This is a genomic window from Mycobacterium sp. NPDC004974, assembly GCF_053600815.1.
Genome location: NZ_JBSGAQ010000017.1, coordinates 1 through 16,088 on the forward strand (window position 1 = coordinate 1; position 16,088 = coordinate 16,088).

The window sequence follows — 16,088 nt, forward strand, 5'->3', positions numbered from 1 at the left end:
CCGATGATACTACCCTTTCGGGTGGAAAAGTAGGACACCGCCGAACACAAATTAAGAATCGCCCCCCACTTTTTAGTGGGGGGCGATTCGCTTTTTAACCCACAATTCCATTTCCGATATTCGCAAGTATTAATTGCGGCGGCGCTGTGGCATTCGTCCGTTGTCGCGTCGTCGTCGCGGGCGAGTCGCAGTCGATGTTGTGCTCGGGCGATGAGTTTTGGCGGCGTGGCTGCTCTACCCAAGTGTGAAGTGTTTGCGTGCCGTTAAGACAGCGGCGGACGCCGATGGCTGCGACGATGAGGGTATGTCGGCCGCCGCGCACGTCTGCACTGTTCTGGGGCGGCGGACGTGTGCGCTCTTGGGTGCCGGCTCGGCACTCCTGCATGCGGTGATGCTCGGCTCGTCTGCCAACCCGGCGGCCGGGGCGGTGCTGGCCGTCATGATCGTGGGTTGTCTGTTCTGCGCGGCACATCTGTGGCAGCGCGGTACTTCCGCAATCTGGTGCACGATCGCGTTGATGAACCTGGCGATGGTTGCTTTACACATGCCGATGCCTTCGCACCATCATGGCGTGGTTCTGGCCGGAGCTGCGATGCCGGCGCCGGCTTCAGCGATGGCGGCGGTGATGACATTGGCAGTGGTGCTGGCGCTGACCGAAGCCACCATCGCCGCAGTGGTGCTGTATTACCGCACCCGCCATACCTCGGTCATCTGATCAGGCCTCCAGCTCTCCGACGATCCTGCGCTCGATGCTCGCCCGGGTGCTGGCCGGCAGCACGATGAGCCCTTCGAGCTCCTTCTGGGCTCGCACGTAGGCGCTGCGGCGTTCGTCCGGTGTGGCGCCGTCGTCGGAGGCGAGTCGCAGCAGTTGTTGGGCCCGGGCAATGCGGTCCTGGGCGGCTTCCGAGAAGTCACTGCGTCGCCGGCGGATCGCCTCGGCCTCGGCGATGTCGAAGGCCGTCACGTAGTCATGCACCGCGTCGCGGTATTCGAGTTGGGCGTTGCGGTCGCCGAGCAGATCCTCGGGTTTCTCGGGCCGGATCAGATCGGCGCGCCCGCGCGCCCGGTGAAACGCGATCGTCAACGGGTCCCGCATGTCGGTCATCAGCGGGAAGTCCAGCAGTTTGGCGAGGTCGATCTCGTAATCGAGCCACCGGGCATCGGTGCGGTCATGCTGTTCCAGCACCTTGGTCAGCTCCCGTTGGTACTTCGTGTCAGCCGATTTGGCCGCCCCGGCGGCCCTGGCGATCTCGACCTTCGTCTGCTGCTTGATGCGGTACCGCTCGAGTCGGCGTTGGGCCCGGCGCTCGTTGGCAGCGGCGACGGCCCGAATACCGCCGCCGACCATTCCTCCCAGTGGAAAGATCAGCCACCAGAAATTTCCGGCGAAGTGCCACAGAGGCTCCACAAATCCAGAATGCCATTCCCGGTGCGGGCCCATCGGATGTGTTGTGATTGGCCCATGCCTGAGCAAAGTCCAGAGCCTGATCCCGGCGCGGACGAGCAAAAGCCTCCAGCCATCACCGCCCGCGGGATCACGATGCGTGGGCCGTGGGGTCCGGTTTACGGCCCAATCGATCTCGATATCGCCGAGGGCGGGGTGACGGTGTTGGCGGCACCGGCCGGTACCGGCCGGACCGCGCTGCTGATGACACTGGCCGGGCGGATGAAAACGGTGCGCGGAAAGCTGACCGTGTTCGGACATACCCGGGTGTCCGACATCTTCCGGTCTGCCGCGCTGGCCGGGATCGATGAGCTCGACACGGTGTCGGAGTCGGTGACCGTGCGCGACCTGGTGACCGAGCAACGTCGTTGGGACGCACCCTGGTACACGCTGGTCGGTCGGTCCGACGCCGACGACCTGGCGACGATGTGCGCCCCGGTGTTCGGTGATCTGCCGCTGCCGTCGTTGACGCAGTATTTCGACGGGCTCACCGAGCTCGACCAGCTGCTGCTGCGTATCGCGCTGGCCAATACCAAAACGCCACCGCTGCTGGTGGTCGGCAACCTCGACCATCTCACCGATGACCGCAATCGCGACGCCGTGCTGGGGCGTCTGATCGCGTTGGGGGAGAAGCAGACCGTGATCACCGCGACGGTCAACGGGGTGCCCGGCGATCTGGCGTTGGCGGTGCGAGATCAACTGACAGTGCCCAACACCACGCCGGCCGAGCTGGCCGGTTCGCAGAAAGGTGGCGAGTAGCCGTGCTTGCCGGAATGTCGCTGGGCACCGACCTCAAGCGTTTCTCGCGCGGCACGTTGCCTCGTGTCGCGCTGGTGACGGTCATCCTGTTGCCGCTGCTCTACGGTGCGATGTACCTGTGGGCTTTCTGGAACCCGTTCGGTGAGGTGAACAAGGTTCCGGTGGCGCTGGTCAACGAGGACCGGGGCACGGTCGCCGAAGGACAACTGATCAAGGCCGGTGACGAGGTCGCCGATGCGTTGGTGGATTCGGGTCAGCTTCAGCTGCACCGGGTTTCGGCGCAGGAGGCGGCCGACGGGTTGGCGAGCGGCAAGTACTACTTCTCGATCACGCTGCCCGAGGATTTCAGCACCAGCATCTCGTCACCGTCGGGCGGCTCACCGCACCAGGCCGACGTCCGCTTCACGTTCAACGACGCCAACAACTATCTCGGCTCGATCATCGGCCAGAATGCGGCTCGTGAGGTGATCAACCAGATCAACGCGAACATCGGTGAACGCACGGTCGGCACCGTTCTGACCGGATTGACCGACGCCGGAGCCGGCCTCGTCAAGGCATCCGACGGTGCGCAGCAGTTGGCCACCGGGAGCGCCGCGGCCAATGACGGTGCGCACCGCCTCTCCGCCGGGGCCGACGCCCTTTCCGCGGGCCTGGTCACCGCGCGTGACGGGTCCGCGCAGCTGGCCGCGGGCACCAGGCAGCTGTCGGCGGCGGTCGACAAGGCAACCGATCCACTGCTGACGGTGCTGGACCGGGTCAGTGGACTCGGTCTGGACCCCAACGAGGTTGGCATGGCCGCACAGCGGCTCTCGGGTGCGGTGCGCTCGACCACCGACCGGATCGCGGCGTTGAACATCGACCAGGCCCAGGCCGCGGCGATCGTCGACCAGGCGGTCGGCATCCTGCGCAACAGCCCCGATCCCGCGGTGCGCGACACCGGGGAGTTCCTGGCCGGCGCACAACGGCTCCTAGTCGCCCGCGGCCTCGACCCCACCACCGATGAGGGTCTGATCCGCCTGCGCGACAACGCCACCCAGTTGGAGAACGAGCTGGGTGACCCGAACAGCAAGCTGCGGGTGTTCATCACCAAGGCGGTCACCGGCGGGTTGCGCTCCGACGTCGTCAAATTGCGCGACGGCGCACACCAACTCAACGACGGCGCCCAGCGGCTCAACAGCGGGCTGGTGCAGCTTTCCAGCGGAGGGCGCCAACTATCCAGTGGGGCAGGCGAACTCGCCGCGGGCACGGAAAAGCTGCAGGCCGGCAACCAGCAGCTGGCCACCGCGCTCAAGCAGGGCTCGACCCAGGTGCCGTCCTGGACCCCGCAGCAGCGCACCGAGGTGGCGCGGACCCTGGCCGCCCCTGTGGCGCTGGACATCCAGACACACAATCCGGCCGCCACGTTCGGCACCGGATTCGCGCCGTTCTTCCTGCCGCTGGCGTTGTTCATCGGTGCACTCATCATCTGGATGTTGTTGAAGCCGTTGCAGTCCCGCCCGGTGGTCAACGGACTGGGGGCACTGCGGGTGGTGCTGGCCTCCTACTGGCCCGCCCTGCTGATCGTGTTCTGCCAGGTCGTCGTGATGTACGTGGTCGTGCATTTCGGGGTGGGTCTGCAAGCGAGATACCCGCTGGCCACCGTGGCGTTCCTGCTGCTGGTCGCGGGCACGTTCCTGGCCCTGATCCAGGCGTTCAACGCACTGTTCGGGGTGTCGGTGGGCCGGGTGGTGACGCTGGCCTTCCTGATGCTGCAACTGGTCTCGGCCGGCGGTATCTATCCGGTGGAGACCACCGCGAAACCCTTCCAGATACTGCACCCGGTCGATCCGATGACGTACGCGGTCAACGGCCTTCGCCAGTTGATCGTGGGCGGGATCGATTCGCGGTTGTGGATCGCGATCGCGGTGCTGTTCGGTGTGCTGGTGGTGTCGCTGGCCGGCAGTTCCTGGGCCGCGCGAAGAGACCGGCAGTACACCATGGACAGGTTGCACCCGCCGATCGAAGTGTGACAGGTGATTTGTGGAGTTCTAGCCGCGCTGTGGACGGCTGAAACTCCACAAATCGCTGGAGTCAGAGCCCGATCCGCCGGTAGCGGTCAAGCCGGGTCTGCAATCGCTGCTCGTCGGGCACCGCGCGCAGTTGGGCCAGCTCGTTGGCGATGGCCGTCGACAGCCGCTCGGTGAAGGCCCGCGGTTCGTCGGCGGCATCGGGATGTTCGGGCACGATCGCGTCGGCAATGCCGTTGCGTAGCAGGTCGACAGAGCGAACCCCTTGTCCGGCAGCCAGTTCCGCGGCATGTGCGGTATCGCGGTACACGATCGCGCTGGCGCCCTCGGGCGGCAGCGGGGCCAGCCAGCCGTTCGCGGCGGCCAGCACCCGGTCGGCGGGCACCATCGCCAGTGCGGGACCGCCGCTGCCCTGGCCCATCAGCACCGACACCGTGGGCGTGTTCAGCGTGACCAATTCGGCCAGGCAGCGGGCGATCTCGCCGGCCAGCCCGCCCTGCTCGGCCTCGATAGACAGGGCCGGGCCCGGGGTGTCGATCACCAGTACCAGCGGCAGTTGCAGTCCGGCCGCCAAGGCCATGCCACGTCGTGCCTCCCGCAGTGCGCCGGGCCCGACCAGCCCACCCTCGCTGTGGCGCTGGCCGAGCACCACCGCGGGCTGCCCACCAAAACGGGCCAGGGCCAGCAGCATCGTCGCGGCCTCGCCGCGTTCGGTACCGGACAGCAGCACCCGGTCGGTCGCGCCGTGCCGCAGCAGGTAGCCGACCCCGGGCCGGTCCGGGCGCCGCGAAGCCAGTACCGACTCCCAGGCCGGCACATCGGGCAGAGGCTCGGGGGCCGCGGCGGCGGGGGGCGGGCCAGGCGGGTCGGCGACCACGCGCAGCGTGCGGTCCAGGGTGTCGCGCAGCAGCGCGAGCGGCACCACCCCGTCGATCACACCGTGGGCGTGCAGGTTTTCGGCGGTCTGCACGCCGGACGGGAAGGGTTCGCCGTACAGGTGCTCATAAACCCGTGGGCCGAGAAAGCCGATCAGCGCACCCGGCTCGGCGGCGGTGACGTGCCCCAGCGAACCCCAGGAGGCGAACACGCCGCCGGTGGTGGGGTGGCGCAGATACACCAGGTAGGGCAGGTGGGCCTGCTTGTGCAGTTCGACGGCCGCGGCGATCTTGACCATCTGCAGGAACGCCACCGTGCCTTCCTGCATACGGGTGCCGCCGGAGCTCGGTGAGGCCAGCAGCGGCAGCCGCTCGGCTGTGGCTCTCGTCACCGCGGCGGTGATCCGCTCGGCGGCGGCCACCCCGATCGACCCGGCGAGGAAGTCGAACTCGCACGCCACCACGGCCACCCGGCGGCCGAAGATGGTGCCTTCCCCGGTCAGCACCGACTCGTCGAGCCCGGTCTTCGCCGACGCATCGGCCAGTTCGCGCTGGTAATCCGCAGAGCGGGCGACCTCGACGGGCGGTGCGTCCCAACTGCGGAACGAGCCTTCGTCGAGCACTGCATCACGAAGCGCGCGGGCGCCGATCCGACTCACGGCGCCAGCCTATATAGGCTGGCCACATGATTGGTGTGACCAGAGACGGCAATGTCCTGACCCTGGAACTGCAACGCGAAGAGCGGCGCAACGCGCTGAACTGCGAGCTTGTCGACAGCCTGCGGGAAGCGGTCGAGAATGCTGCCGAGCAGGACGTCCGGGCAATCGTGCTGACTGGGGCCGGCTCGGTGTTCAGCTCAGGCGCGGACCTGACCGATGCCGCGGGCATGGCCGAAAAGCTCCCAGACAAGGCGCTGGCGCTGAACTTGGCGATCGACAGGACCCCGGTTCCGGTGATCGGCGCGATCAACGGCCCGGCGATCGGCGCGGGCGTCATCCTTTCGATGATCTGCGATCTGCGGGTCGTCGCCCCTGACGCCTACTTCCAGTTCCCCGTCGCCCGGTACGGCCTGGCCCTCGACAACTGGAGTATCCGCCGGCTGACCTCGCTGGTCGGCCACGGCCGGGCGCGGGGAATGCTGCTCGGCGCCGAGAAGCTCACCGCGGAGACCGCGCTTCAGACCGGGATGGCCAACCGCATCGGCACGCTGGCCGACGCGCAGAAGTGGGCCGCCGAGCTTGCCGGGTTCGCCCCGCTGGCGCTGCAGCACGCCAAGCGGGTGCTCAATGACGACGGTGCTTACGAGGAGTCGTGGCCGGCCCACAAGGAGCTGTTCGACAAGGCGTGGGGCAGCCAGGACGTCATCGAAGCCCAGGTGGCCCGGATCGAGAAGCGCCCGCCGAACTTCAACGGGGCCTGACGTGCTGCGCGCTGCGCTGCGGTTGGGCACCAGGTCGGCTTCGGTGCTGGCCGGCGGGTGGTTGGTGCGCGCGCTGAACGGGACCTATGCCTCGGTGGGGGCCCTGCCTCGCGACATCCGCCCGGCGGCGCAGCGGTCCACGCAGTACGCCGACGGTGTGTTCGTCAACGTCGAGCCGGCATCGCCCGGGATCAGCATGAGCTCCGAAGAGTGGCGCATGCTGATCGCCGAGATGTTCGCCCCGCGCTCGGCCAGCCGGCCGCCCGGGCCGATCCCGCTGGCCGAGCCGTCCGAAAATGCCGACGGGGAAGCCGCGGCCTGCGCGGTGTCCTGGTACGGGCACTCCACCGCGCTGGTCGAGATCGATGGCTACCGGGTGCTTACGGATCCGGTCTGGAGTCAGCGCTGCTCGCCGTCGCGGGTGGTGGGACCGCAACGCCTGCACGAGCCGCCGCTGCCGCTGGAGGCGCTGCCGGCCGTCGACGCCGTGGTGATCAGTCATGATCACTATGACCATCTCGACATCGAGACGATCCTGGGGTTGGTCCGCACGCAGCGGGCGCCATTCGTGGTGCCGCTGGGGATCGGCGCGCATCTGCGTAAGTGGCGGATTCCCGAAGACCGCATCATCGAGCTGGACTGGAACGAGAGCCACCGGATCGGCGAGCTGACCCTGGTGTGCACGCCGGCCCGCCACTTCTCGGGGCGGCTGTTCCAGCGCAACACCACGCTGTGGGCCTCGTGGGCTTTCATCGGGCCGCAACATCGGGCGTTCTTCGGCGGCGATACCGGCTACACCAAGAGCTTCTCCGAAATCGGTTCGGAATACGGGCCTTTCGATCTGACCCTGCTACCGGTCGGTGCTTACCACACGGCCTGGCCCGACATTCACATGAATCCCGAGGAAGCGGTGCGCGCCCACCTGGACGTCACCGATTCCGGTCTGCTGGTGCCGGTTCACTGGGGCACGTTCCGGCTGGCCCCGCACCCCTGGGCGGATCCGGTGCGGCGGTTGCTGGCGGCGGCCGACCCGGCCGGGGTGCCTGTCGTGGTGCCGAAGCCCGGCCAGCGGGTCGACCGGGAATCTCCTGTGGTGGACCCGTGGTGGCAGATGTAGCCCCACTTGTAACCGCATTGCACCGAGCCCGGGCGGGTTTGCGGGCATACTCGCGTCCTGTGTCGAACCTTCGCGTCGTGGCGCGTACCGCCGCAGTGGGCCTCGCGGTGGGTGTCGCCGCCCTGACGGGCTGCGCCAACGCCACCCAAACCGCCCAGCCGATCGCCGACCAGCCGCCGCCGCTGGTGCCCGCGATGCCGTTGCCGGAGAACGCCGTGCACAACGCTGTCGCCAGGCTGGACGGTATCGCCGAGGAGCTGGTGCGCGATGCGAAGATCCCCGGTATGGCCGTCGCCGTGGTGCATGGCGGAAAGACGGTGTACGCGAAAGGTTTCGGCGTCCGCGATGTGCGTGACGGCGATGCCGACGGCAACCGGGTGGACGCTGACACGGTGTTCCAGCTGGCCTCGCTGTCGAAATCGCTGTCGGCCACCGTGGTTGCCCAACAGGTCGGCGCGGGTGCTGTCGAATGGGACACCCCGGTGGTTTCCAAGCTGCCATGGTTCGCACTGTCGGACCCCACCAGCACCCGGCTGGTGACTGTGGGAGACATGTTCGCGCACCGGTCGGGTCTGCCCGACCATGCCGGGGACAAGCTCGAGGATCTCGGCTATGACCGGCGCTACGTGCTGGAGCATCTGCGCCGGCTCCCTCTGGAACCGTTCCGGATCTCCTACGCCTACACCAACTTCGGGCTCACCGCAGGGGCCGAGGCGGTGGCGGCGGGTGCCGGGAAGGACTGGGCGGACCTGTCCCGGGAGGTGCTGTACCGGCCGCTCGGGATGAGCTCGACGAGTTCGCGTTTCGCCGATTTCCAGGTCAGGGCCAACCGGGCCGTCGGGCACATCCGGATCGACGACCGATACGAGCCGCAGTACGTGCGGGATCCCGACCCACAATCGCCTGCCGGCGGGGTGAGCTCCTCGGTCAACGATGTCGCCCGCTGGCTGGCCATGGTGCTGGCCAACGGCAAGTATGCGGACCGGCAGATCGTCGACGAGAAGGCGCTGCTTCCCGCCCTCACCCCGCAGGCGGTGTCGAGCCGTGCGACGGAGCCCGCGATGCGGTCCGGGTTCTACGGTTACGGGTTCAACGTCGGGTCGACCTCGGCCGCCCGAATGCAACTCAGCCATTCTGGGGCTTTCGAGCTTGGGGCGGCAGCCAATTTCGTCGTCCTGCCGTCGGCCGATGTGGCCATCGTGGCGCTCACCAACGCCACACCGACGGGCGTACCGGAAACGCTGACCGCGGAGTTCGCCGACCTGGTGCAGTTCGGCGAGGTGCGCGAGGACTGGCGCAAGCGATTCGCCGACGCGTTCGCCGAGATGGATGCGCCGGAGGGCGAATTGGTGGGCAAGCAGCCGCCCGCGGATCCGGCACCTGCCAAGCCTCTTTCGGGCTACACCGGGGTGTATCGCAACGATTACTGGGGGCCGGCCACCGTGACCGAAAAGGACGGGAAGCTGAACCTGGCGCTGGGGCAGAAGCTCAGCGTGCCGCTTGAGCATTGGGACGGTGACGTGTTCACCTTCAGGTTCGTCACCGAAAACGCCCCGCCGGGGACCATCTCCAAGGCGACGTTTTCCGGTGACAGACTGACGCTGGAGTATTTCGACGAGGACGGGACGGGGGCTTTCGCCCGATGAGCAGCTTGCGCGAAGAGAGGCAGCCCCGATGACCATGACCACAGCAGCCGGTCTGAGCGAAGCCGAGGTGGCCCAGCGGGTTGCCGAGGGTAAGTCCAACGATGTCCCGACGCGTGCCGCGCGGACCATCTCCGAGATCATCCGCGGCAACGTGTTCACCCGGATCAATGCGATTCTGGGTGTGCTGTTCCTGATTGTGATATCGACGGGGTCGGTGATCAACGGCGCCTTCGGCCTCCTGATCATCGCCAACAGCGCGATCGGCATCATTCAGGAGATCCGGGCCAAGCAGACCCTGGACAAGCTGGCCATCGTGGGCCAGGCCAAGCCCACCGTGCGCCGCGAATCCGGTAGTCGCGCAGTGCTGCCCAGCGAGGTGGTGCTCGACGACATCATCGAACTCGGGCCCGGCGATCAGATCGTGGTGGACGGTGAGGTTATCGAGGAATCCAACCTTGAGGTCGACGAGTCGTTGCTGACCGGTGAGGCCGACCCGATCGTCAAGGAACTGGGCGAGGCGGTGATGTCGGGCAGTTTCGTGGTCGCGGGCTCCGGCGCCTACCGGGCCACCAAGGTGGGACACGAGGCCTACGCCGCCAAGCTGGCCGAAGAGGCCTCCAAGTTCACCCTGGTGAAATCCGAACTGCGCAACGGCATCAACAAGATTCTCCAGGTCATCACGTACATGCTGGTGCCGGCGGGGATGCTGATCATCTACAGCCAGCTGTTCACCACCGACCCCGAGATGCTGGATTCGCTCAAGCAGACCTACCACGACATCGTCGACAACGAGGGTGGTTGGCGAGAGTCACTGGCAATCATCATGAGTCAGATCTTCACCACCGATGCGGTGTGGCATGAACCGGTGCTACGCATGGTGGGTGCGTTGGTGCCGATGGTGCCCGAAGGCCTGGTGCTGATGACATCACTCGCGTTCGCGGTCGGGGTGGTGCGGCTGGGCCGGCGCCAGTGCCTGGTCAATGAGCTTCCCGCGATCGAGGGCCTGGCCCGCGTCGACGTGGTGTGTGCCGACAAGACCGGAACCCTGACCGAAAACGGTATGCGGGTAAGTGATCTCAAGCTCTGCCAGCAGGGCCGCGAAGATGCTGTTGCGCAGGTACTGGCGCAGCTGGCCTCCGATGACGCCCGGCCCAACGCCAGCATGGTGGCGATCGCCGAGGCCTACGGCACGCCGCCGGGCTGGACAGCCACCGCGACGGCCCCGTTCAAGTCGGCCACCAAGTGGAGCGGCGCGTCTTACGGCGAGCACGGCAACTGGGTGATCGGCGCCCCGGATGTGTTGTTGGACTCCAGCTCACCGGTGGCCGAGCAAGCCGAGGAGATCGGTGCCAAGGGGCTGCGGGTGCTGCTGGTCGGGTCCTCCGATCTGGCGGTCGACGCGCCGCGGGCCCCCGGAACCGTCACTCCCGTCGCGTTGGTGGTGCTGGAGCAGCGGATCCGGCCGGATGCCGGTGAAACGCTCGATTACTTTGCTTCCCAGCATGTCTCGGTCAAGGTGATCTCGGGTGACAACGCGGTGTCGGTGGGCGCGGTGGCGGGCAAACTGGGCCTGCACGGCGAGACGATGGACGCCAGGCAGTTGCCCCACGAGCCGGAGCAGCTGGCCGACGCGCTGGAGGAGTACACCACGTTCGGCCGGGTGCGCCCGGATCAGAAGCGGGCCATGGTGCATGCCTTGCAGTCGCGCGGGCACACGGTGGCCATGACCGGGGACGGCGTCAACGACGTGCTGGCCCTCAAGGACGCCGACATCGGTGTCGCGATGGGTTCGGGCAGTTCGGCCTCGCGCGCGGTGGCTCAGATCGTGTTGCTGGACAACAAGTTCGCCACGCTGCCCTACGTGGTCGGCGAGGGCCGGCGGGTGATCGGCAACATCGAGCGGGTCTCGAACCTGTTCCTCACCAAGACCGTCTACTCGGTCCTGCTGGCGATCCTGGTCGGGTTGGCCGGGTTGTCGTCCAAGTTGTTCGGCACCGATCCGCTGTTGTTCCCGTTCCAGCCGATCCACGTCACCATCGCGGCCTGGTTCACCATCGGCATCCCGGCATTCATCCTGTCGCTGGCCCCGAACAATGAACAGGCCCATTCGGGTTTCGTGCGCCGGGTGATGACGGCGGCGCTGCCCTCGGGCGTGGTGGTGGGTACTGCCACGTTCGTCTCCTACCTGGTGGCCTATGAGGGCCGGGCGGCCGGCCTGGTGGGGCAGACGCAGGCCTCGACGGCGGCACTCATCACCTTGTTGGTGTCTTCGTTGTGGGTGCTGTCGGTGGTGGCCCGCCCGTACGAGTGGTGGCGCGTGGCGCTGGTCGCGGTCTCCGGGCTGGCGTATGTGCTGATCTTCTGTTTGCCGCTGGCTCAACGCCTGTTCATGCTGGATCCGTCGAATCTCAAGGTCACCGCAATCGCGCTGGGCATCGGCCTGGTCGGGGCCGCGTTGATCGAGGCGCTGTGGTGGGTCCAGGGCATGGTCCTGGGGGAGAAGCGCCGGTTGTGGAGATAGCTGGCAGCGGGGAGAATGCGGAGCGTTCGGTAGACACCGAGAAGGTATCGAGAAGATAGGGTGGGATGATGGGATTCCTGGACAAGGCCAAGGACCTTCTGTCGCAGAATGCTGACAAGGTCGAGCAGGCCATCGACAAGGCCGGCGACATCGTCGACGAGAAGACGCAGGGCAAGTACTCCAGCGTGGTCGATAAGGCGCAAGAAGCGGCGAAGAACGCCCTCGACAAGGAAGAACCGCAGCAGTAGCTTATGGCCAAATTGTCTGTCTCCGTCGATGTTCCGTTGCCGCCGGAGAAGGCGTGGGAGTACGCCTCTGATCTGTCCCGATACGACGAGTGGCTCAGCATCCACCGGGCATGGCGGTCGAAGTTGCCCGAAACCCTGGAAAAGGGCACGGTCATCGACTCGATCGTCGAGGTCAAGGGCATGCTGAACCGCGTGAAGTGGACGCTGGTGAATTACAAGCCGCCGCAGTCCTTGACCCTCAACGGCGAGGGCCGTGGCGGGGTAAAGGTCAAGCTGATCGGAAAGATCACGCCGGCCGCCGTTGATGGGGGAGAGGGCGCGAAAGTGTCCTTCGATGTCCACCTCGGCGGACCTGCGCTGTTCGGGCCGATCGGCATGGTGGTCGCGGCCGCGCTCAAGGGCGATATCCAGCAGTCACTCAACAAGTTCAGGGCGCTCTACGCGTCGTCGTAATTTCTCTCGCCGAGCAGACGCAAAACTGCCCTTTCTCTAGGGAAAACAGGCAGTTTTGCGTCTGTTCGCCGTTAGAGGGTGAGCAACACCCAGATCGCTGCGATCGAGCCCAAAGCGGCCGCGCCGTAACTGCAGACCGCGATCGCCCGGTCGAAGCGACCGAGTTTCAGGCCGTGCTCGAGCATGAAGCGGAACCTGTGGGCCCAGTGGAAGAGTCCCAGCACAAAGATGCCGGCGAGCACGATCCTGGTCAGCGGATTGCGCACCACGGCCAGCAGATGTGTTGGATCTGGGGCGTCGAGAAGGCCGAGTGGGAACACCACGCCGAACAGCAACATCAGCACCGGTAGCGTCAGCGCGGTCACCATACCGCCGGCCGAGAACAACAGCCAGAAGTACGGTTCCGGTGTCCGACGGGCCGGCGTGCTCATGTCAGCACCACCCATGCGATCACCGCCGAGACGACGAGCCATGCGAGGTAATGGCCGGCGAGCACCGCGCCCGCGGGCACCCGCCGGCCCCGCAGGTGCACGATCATCGCGCGTGGCGCCAGGCTGAACCAGGTCACGGTGTGCAACAACAGCAATGCCAGCGTCACCAGGTTCAGTGCGATCACCAGCGGGTGGCTGCTGAAATCCTGAAACCAGTCATAGCGGCCCGTGCCGAGCGCCCACACCAGCAATCCCAGATACACCACCGACCAGGCCACGGCTTTGCAGCTGGCCTCGCGGAGCATGTACCGCAGGTAGGACGGTCGTTTGACCCACCACAACACGGGCACCGGCTGTCGATACGTCGTCACTGCGCGGCCCTCGGGAGAAGCAGGCTCTTCACCGAATGTGTTGCGGCCGTGAGCTTGTAGCGCTGGATCGCGCCGGCCGGATCGACACCCTTCGGGCAGGCCACCGAGCATTCACCGACATAGGTGCACGCCCAGGCTCCGTCCGCGGCGGCCAGCACATCGCGCCGGTCCTCCTCGCCTTCGTCGCGGGAATCCAGGTTGTACCGCTGGGCCAACGCGATCGCCGCCGGCCCCAGGAAGTCCGGGTCCAGCGCGTAGACCGGACACGCCGAATAGCACAGCATGCAGTTGATGCACATGCTGAACTTCTTGAACTCCTCCATTTCGGCTGGGGTTTGGAGGTATTCGGCATCCTCGGCCGGGGTGTCGCCGTCGCGGATGATCCATGGCTTCACCCGGGGGAGTTTGGTCATGAAGTCGCTGATGTCGACGACGAGATCGCGGATCACCGGGAAGTTGCGCATCGGCTCCACCCGCACCGGCCCGGGCAGATAGTCGACGAGAAAGGTGGCGCAGGCCAGTTTCGGGTCACCGTTGACGGTCATGCCGCAGCTGCCGCAGATCCCCATCCGGCAGGACCACCGGAAGCTCAGCGTGCCGTCGAGCCGGTCCTTGATGTAGTTCAGTCCGTCCAGGACCGCCCACTCCCGGGTGAGCGGAACATCGTAGGACTGCAGCACCGGCTCGGTATCGGTTTCGGGTCGATATCGAGCCACCTCCATGACAATTCGGTCAGCCATCTCATCTCCCGTAGACGCGTTCGCCCGGTGGCCAGCGGGTGATTTTGACCGGCATATAGTCGATCCGCGCTGAGCCGTCGGGCTCTCGATGGGCCATGGTGTGGGCGAGGAACTGCTCGTCGTCGCGGCTGGGGAAGTCGGTCCGCTGGTGAGCGCCGCGGGATTCCGTGCGGTGTGAGGCCGATTCGATGATCGTCTGGGCGATGTCGAGCATTCCCGACAGCTCCAGAAACGCCAGCAGCTCCGTGTTGAACGTGTGGCTGTGATCGTCGATGCCGGCATTGGCGAAGCGCGCCTGCAGTTCCCGCACCTGCTCGGCCGCCTTGGTCAGGGTGGGGCCGTCGCGGTAGATACCGGCCGCGGTCTCCAGCACGCTCTGCATGTCGGTGCGAATGTCGGCGATGCGTTCACCGCCGCTTTCGGCGCGCCGGCTCAGGTCGTGTTCCAGGCGCTGCTCCTCGGTGCGGGCCTGGGTCTGCACCGAGGCGGAGGCGGCACCGGCCCGAGACACGTACTCGGCTGCGGCGCATCCGGCCCGGGCGCCGAACACCAGCAGCTCGGGCAGTGAGTTCGAACCCAGCCGGTTGGCCCCGTTGATGCTGACGCACGCGGTCTCACCGGCCGCATAGAGACCGGGAAGTGTTGTGGCGCCGCTGATGTCGGTGTGGACCCCGCCCATCATGTAGTGCACGACGGGTCGCACCGGCACCAGTTCGGAGACCGGGTCGATGTGCTGATAGTCGCGGCACAGTTCCCGGACGAACGGAAGCTTGGCGTCGATGAGCTTGGCCCCCAGGTGTCGTAGGTCCAGGTAAACAACCGGACCGTAGGGGGTTTCGTCAGTACGGCCTTTCTCCAGCTCGTGGATGAACGCCTGCGACAGCCGGTCGCGCGGACCGAGCTCCATGCTGCGCAGCTTGGGTTCGGGTGTGGGCGTGCCCAGGTCGTAATCCTGCAGGTACCGGTAGCCGTCCTTGTTGAGCAGCCATCCCCCCTCGGCGCGGGCGGCCTCGGTGATCAGGATGCCGGTGAACGGCAACCCGGTGGGGTGATACTGCACGAATTCCATGTCCTTGAGCGGTGCTCCGGCCCGGAACGCCAACGCCATTCCGTCGCCGGTCTTGATGTTGGCGTTGGTGGTGAACGGGAACACCCGGCCGCATCCGCCGGTGCACATGATCACCGCGTCGGCCAGGATGGTCTCGATGCGTCCGGTGGCCAACTCGATCGCGACCAGACCGCGTACCGCGCCGTCGTCGACCAGCAATGTGGTGGCGAACCATTCGTCGTAACGTGCGATGCCCGGATAAGAAAGCACCCGCTGGAACAAGGTGTGCAGCAGGTGGAATCCGGTCTTGTCGGCGGCGAACCAGGTGCGCAGGTTCTTCATGCCGCCGAAGGCGCGGACGGCGATGTGCCCGTCCGGGGTGCGGCTCCACGGACAACCCCAATGCTCGAGCTGCATGAGCTCACGGGGTGCCTCGGCGACGAACGCCTCGACCGCATCCTGATCGCAGAGCCAGTCCCCGCCGGAAATCGTGTCGTAGGCATGCTCGTCGATGCTGTCGTCGGCTCCGGCCACGGCGGCCGCACCGCCTTCTGCCGACACCGTGTGGCTGCGCATCGGGTACACCTTCGACACGATCGCAACGGACAGACGCGGGTTCGCCTCGGCGATGGCGATCGCGGCGCGCAGACCGGCGCCGCCCCCTCCGATCACCACTATGTCGTGTGAGGCCGTCATCGGCGGTTCTCAGACTTCGAAAGCCTCATGTTCGCCGCAGCGCTCGTCTCTCAGGACTTTGCCGTCGTGCCTGATGGTGCGGATGCTGACGCAGCCGTCGTGGTAGGTGTGCCGAATATCGCGGCAGCCGCAGGCGAACGTGAAGTCGTCGAAGCTCAGGCCGTCGTCGTCATTCTCGATGTGGTGGTCGCCCTGTGTGGTTCGTCCACAGGGTGCCTTCTGGCTGGGGAAATGCGTCGTTGTGGCGGTCATCGTCCCGCCTCCTCGGGTCCGGCGTAAGTGATCCAGATCACCTCAGGGTATGCCTGTCGCA

The 16,088-nt window shown here is 66.5% G+C and carries 16 protein-coding genes; 9 read left to right on the forward strand and 7 right to left on the reverse strand.

The genetic code is table 11. The features are described 5' to 3' along the window. The first annotated feature begins 217 nt into the window (after nt 1-217). A complete protein-coding gene (locus ACWEFV_RS28220; protein ID WP_450072597.1) occupies nt 218-715 on the forward strand; it encodes a hypothetical protein in 498 nt (165 codons plus the stop codon). Here the strand turns inward: ACWEFV_RS28220 and ACWEFV_RS28225 are convergent, their stop codons facing one another. Beyond that, nucleotides 716-1,408, reverse strand: coding sequence for a hypothetical protein (locus tag ACWEFV_RS28225; protein ID WP_450072598.1), 693 nt, complete (start codon nt 1,406-1,408; stop codon nt 716-718). 54 nt (nt 1,409-1,462) lie between these two features. On the opposite strand from ACWEFV_RS28225, the gene ACWEFV_RS28230 reads away from it, so the two are divergent. Continuing rightward, nucleotides 1,463-2,203, forward strand: coding sequence for a hypothetical protein (locus ACWEFV_RS28230; protein ID WP_450072599.1), 741 nt, complete (start codon nt 1,463-1,465; stop codon nt 2,201-2,203). A 14-nt stretch (nt 2,204-2,217) separates the two neighbouring features. Further along, the gene (locus ACWEFV_RS28235; protein WP_450072701.1) at nt 2,218-4,212 is read left to right on the forward strand and encodes a YhgE/Pip family protein; all 1,995 of its coding nucleotides are present in this window, start codon (nt 2,218-2,220) and stop codon (nt 4,210-4,212) included. A 61-nt stretch (nt 4,213-4,273) separates the two neighbouring features. Here ACWEFV_RS28235 and ACWEFV_RS28240 read toward each other — a convergent pair whose 3' ends face one another. Then, complete coding sequence (locus ACWEFV_RS28240) at nt 4,274-5,743, reverse strand: carboxyl transferase domain-containing protein (protein ID WP_450072600.1); 1,470 nt, start codon at nt 5,741-5,743, stop codon at nt 4,274-4,276. A 26-nt stretch (nt 5,744-5,769) separates the two neighbouring features. Here ACWEFV_RS28240 and ACWEFV_RS28245 point away from each other — a divergent pair, with 26 nt between their 5' ends. The 6 genes from ACWEFV_RS28245 (at nt 5,770) to ACWEFV_RS28270 (ending at nt 12,489) form a co-directional block, all read left to right on the forward strand. Then, nucleotides 5,770-6,504, forward strand: coding sequence for an enoyl-CoA hydratase (locus ACWEFV_RS28245; RefSeq protein ID WP_135458191.1), 735 nt, complete (start codon nt 5,770-5,772; stop codon nt 6,502-6,504). Nucleotide 6,505: 1 nt separating this feature from the next. Continuing rightward, nucleotides 6,506-7,621, forward strand: a complete 1,116-nt coding sequence (locus ACWEFV_RS28250; RefSeq protein WP_450072601.1) for an MBL fold metallo-hydrolase — start codon at nt 6,506-6,508, stop codon at nt 7,619-7,621. Between the two features lie 59 nt (nt 7,622-7,680). After that, the gene (locus ACWEFV_RS28255) at nt 7,681-9,267 is read left to right on the forward strand and encodes a serine hydrolase (RefSeq protein WP_450072602.1); all 1,587 of its coding nucleotides are present in this window, start codon (nt 7,681-7,683) and stop codon (nt 9,265-9,267) included. A gap of 28 nt (nt 9,268-9,295) precedes the next feature. Further along, nucleotides 9,296-11,788: a cation-translocating P-type ATPase gene (locus tag ACWEFV_RS28260; RefSeq protein ID WP_450072603.1), complete on the forward strand. Its 2,493-nt coding sequence runs from the start codon at nt 9,296-9,298 to the stop codon at nt 11,786-11,788. A gap of 68 nt (nt 11,789-11,856) precedes the next feature. Beyond that, nucleotides 11,857-12,036, forward strand: a complete 180-nt coding sequence (locus tag ACWEFV_RS28265) for an antitoxin (protein ID WP_135458181.1) — start codon at nt 11,857-11,859, stop codon at nt 12,034-12,036. A 3-nt stretch (nt 12,037-12,039) separates the two neighbouring features. Continuing rightward, nucleotides 12,040-12,489, forward strand: a complete 450-nt coding sequence (locus tag ACWEFV_RS28270) for a type II toxin-antitoxin system Rv0910 family toxin (RefSeq protein ID WP_450072604.1) — start codon at nt 12,040-12,042, stop codon at nt 12,487-12,489. A gap of 71 nt (nt 12,490-12,560) precedes the next feature. On the opposite strand, the gene frdD is transcribed toward ACWEFV_RS28270, so the two are convergent. The 5 genes from frdD to ACWEFV_RS28295 are packed head-to-tail and all read right to left on the reverse strand — an operon-like array spanning nt 12,561 to nt 16,027. After that, nucleotides 12,561-12,920 (reverse strand): fumarate reductase subunit FrdD, encoded by a 360-nt coding sequence (gene frdD, locus ACWEFV_RS28275; RefSeq protein ID WP_135458177.1) that lies wholly within the window; start codon nt 12,918-12,920, stop codon nt 12,561-12,563. Continuing rightward, on the reverse strand, nt 12,917-13,291 hold the full coding sequence (locus ACWEFV_RS28280; RefSeq protein WP_450072605.1) for a fumarate reductase subunit C: 375 nt from the start codon (nt 13,289-13,291) through the stop codon (nt 12,917-12,919). The genes frdD and ACWEFV_RS28280 overlap by 4 nt, the downstream gene beginning before the upstream one ends. After that, nucleotides 13,288-14,031: a succinate dehydrogenase/fumarate reductase iron-sulfur subunit gene (locus tag ACWEFV_RS28285; protein WP_450072606.1), complete on the reverse strand. Its 744-nt coding sequence runs from the start codon at nt 14,029-14,031 to the stop codon at nt 13,288-13,290. The genes ACWEFV_RS28280 and ACWEFV_RS28285 overlap by 4 nt, the downstream gene beginning before the upstream one ends. A 1-nt stretch (nt 14,032) precedes the next feature. Continuing rightward, entirely contained in the window at nt 14,033-15,775 is a 1,743-nt protein-coding gene (gene frdA, locus ACWEFV_RS28290; RefSeq protein ID WP_135458171.1) for a fumarate reductase (quinol) flavoprotein subunit, read from the reverse strand. A gap of 9 nt (nt 15,776-15,784) precedes the next feature. Then, nucleotides 15,785-16,027, reverse strand: coding sequence for a hypothetical protein (locus tag ACWEFV_RS28295; protein WP_135458169.1), 243 nt, complete (start codon nt 16,025-16,027; stop codon nt 15,785-15,787). Nucleotides 16,028-16,088: the final 61 nt, after the last annotated feature.

Excerpts from the sequence above, each read along its gene's own strand:
- frdD (WP_135458177.1), bottom strand. The coding sequence starts at position 12,920 with ATGAGCACGCCGGCCCGTCGGACACCGGAACCGTACTTCTGGCTGTTG.
- ACWEFV_RS28265 (WP_135458181.1), top strand. The coding sequence starts at position 11,857 with ATGGGATTCCTGGACAAGGCCAAGGACCTTCTGTCGCAGAATGCTGAC.
- frdA (WP_135458171.1), bottom strand. The coding sequence starts at position 15,775 with ATGACGGCCTCACACGACATAGTGGTGATCGGAGGGGGCGGCGCCGGT.
- ACWEFV_RS28270 (WP_450072604.1), top strand. The coding sequence starts at position 12,040 with ATGGCCAAATTGTCTGTCTCCGTCGATGTTCCGTTGCCGCCGGAGAAG.
- ACWEFV_RS28260 (WP_450072603.1), top strand. The coding sequence starts at position 9,296 with ATGACCATGACCACAGCAGCCGGTCTGAGCGAAGCCGAGGTGGCCCAG.
- ACWEFV_RS28230 (WP_450072599.1), top strand. The coding sequence starts at position 1,463 with ATGCCTGAGCAAAGTCCAGAGCCTGATCCCGGCGCGGACGAGCAAAAG.
- ACWEFV_RS28235 (WP_450072701.1), top strand. The coding sequence starts at position 2,218 with ATGTCGCTGGGCACCGACCTCAAGCGTTTCTCGCGCGGCACGTTGCCT.
- ACWEFV_RS28295 (WP_135458169.1), bottom strand. The coding sequence starts at position 16,027 with ATGACCGCCACAACGACGCATTTCCCCAGCCAGAAGGCACCCTGTGGA.
- ACWEFV_RS28245 (WP_135458191.1), top strand. The coding sequence starts at position 5,770 with ATGATTGGTGTGACCAGAGACGGCAATGTCCTGACCCTGGAACTGCAA.
- ACWEFV_RS28285 (WP_450072606.1), bottom strand. The coding sequence starts at position 14,031 with ATGGCTGACCGAATTGTCATGGAGGTGGCTCGATATCGACCCGAAACC.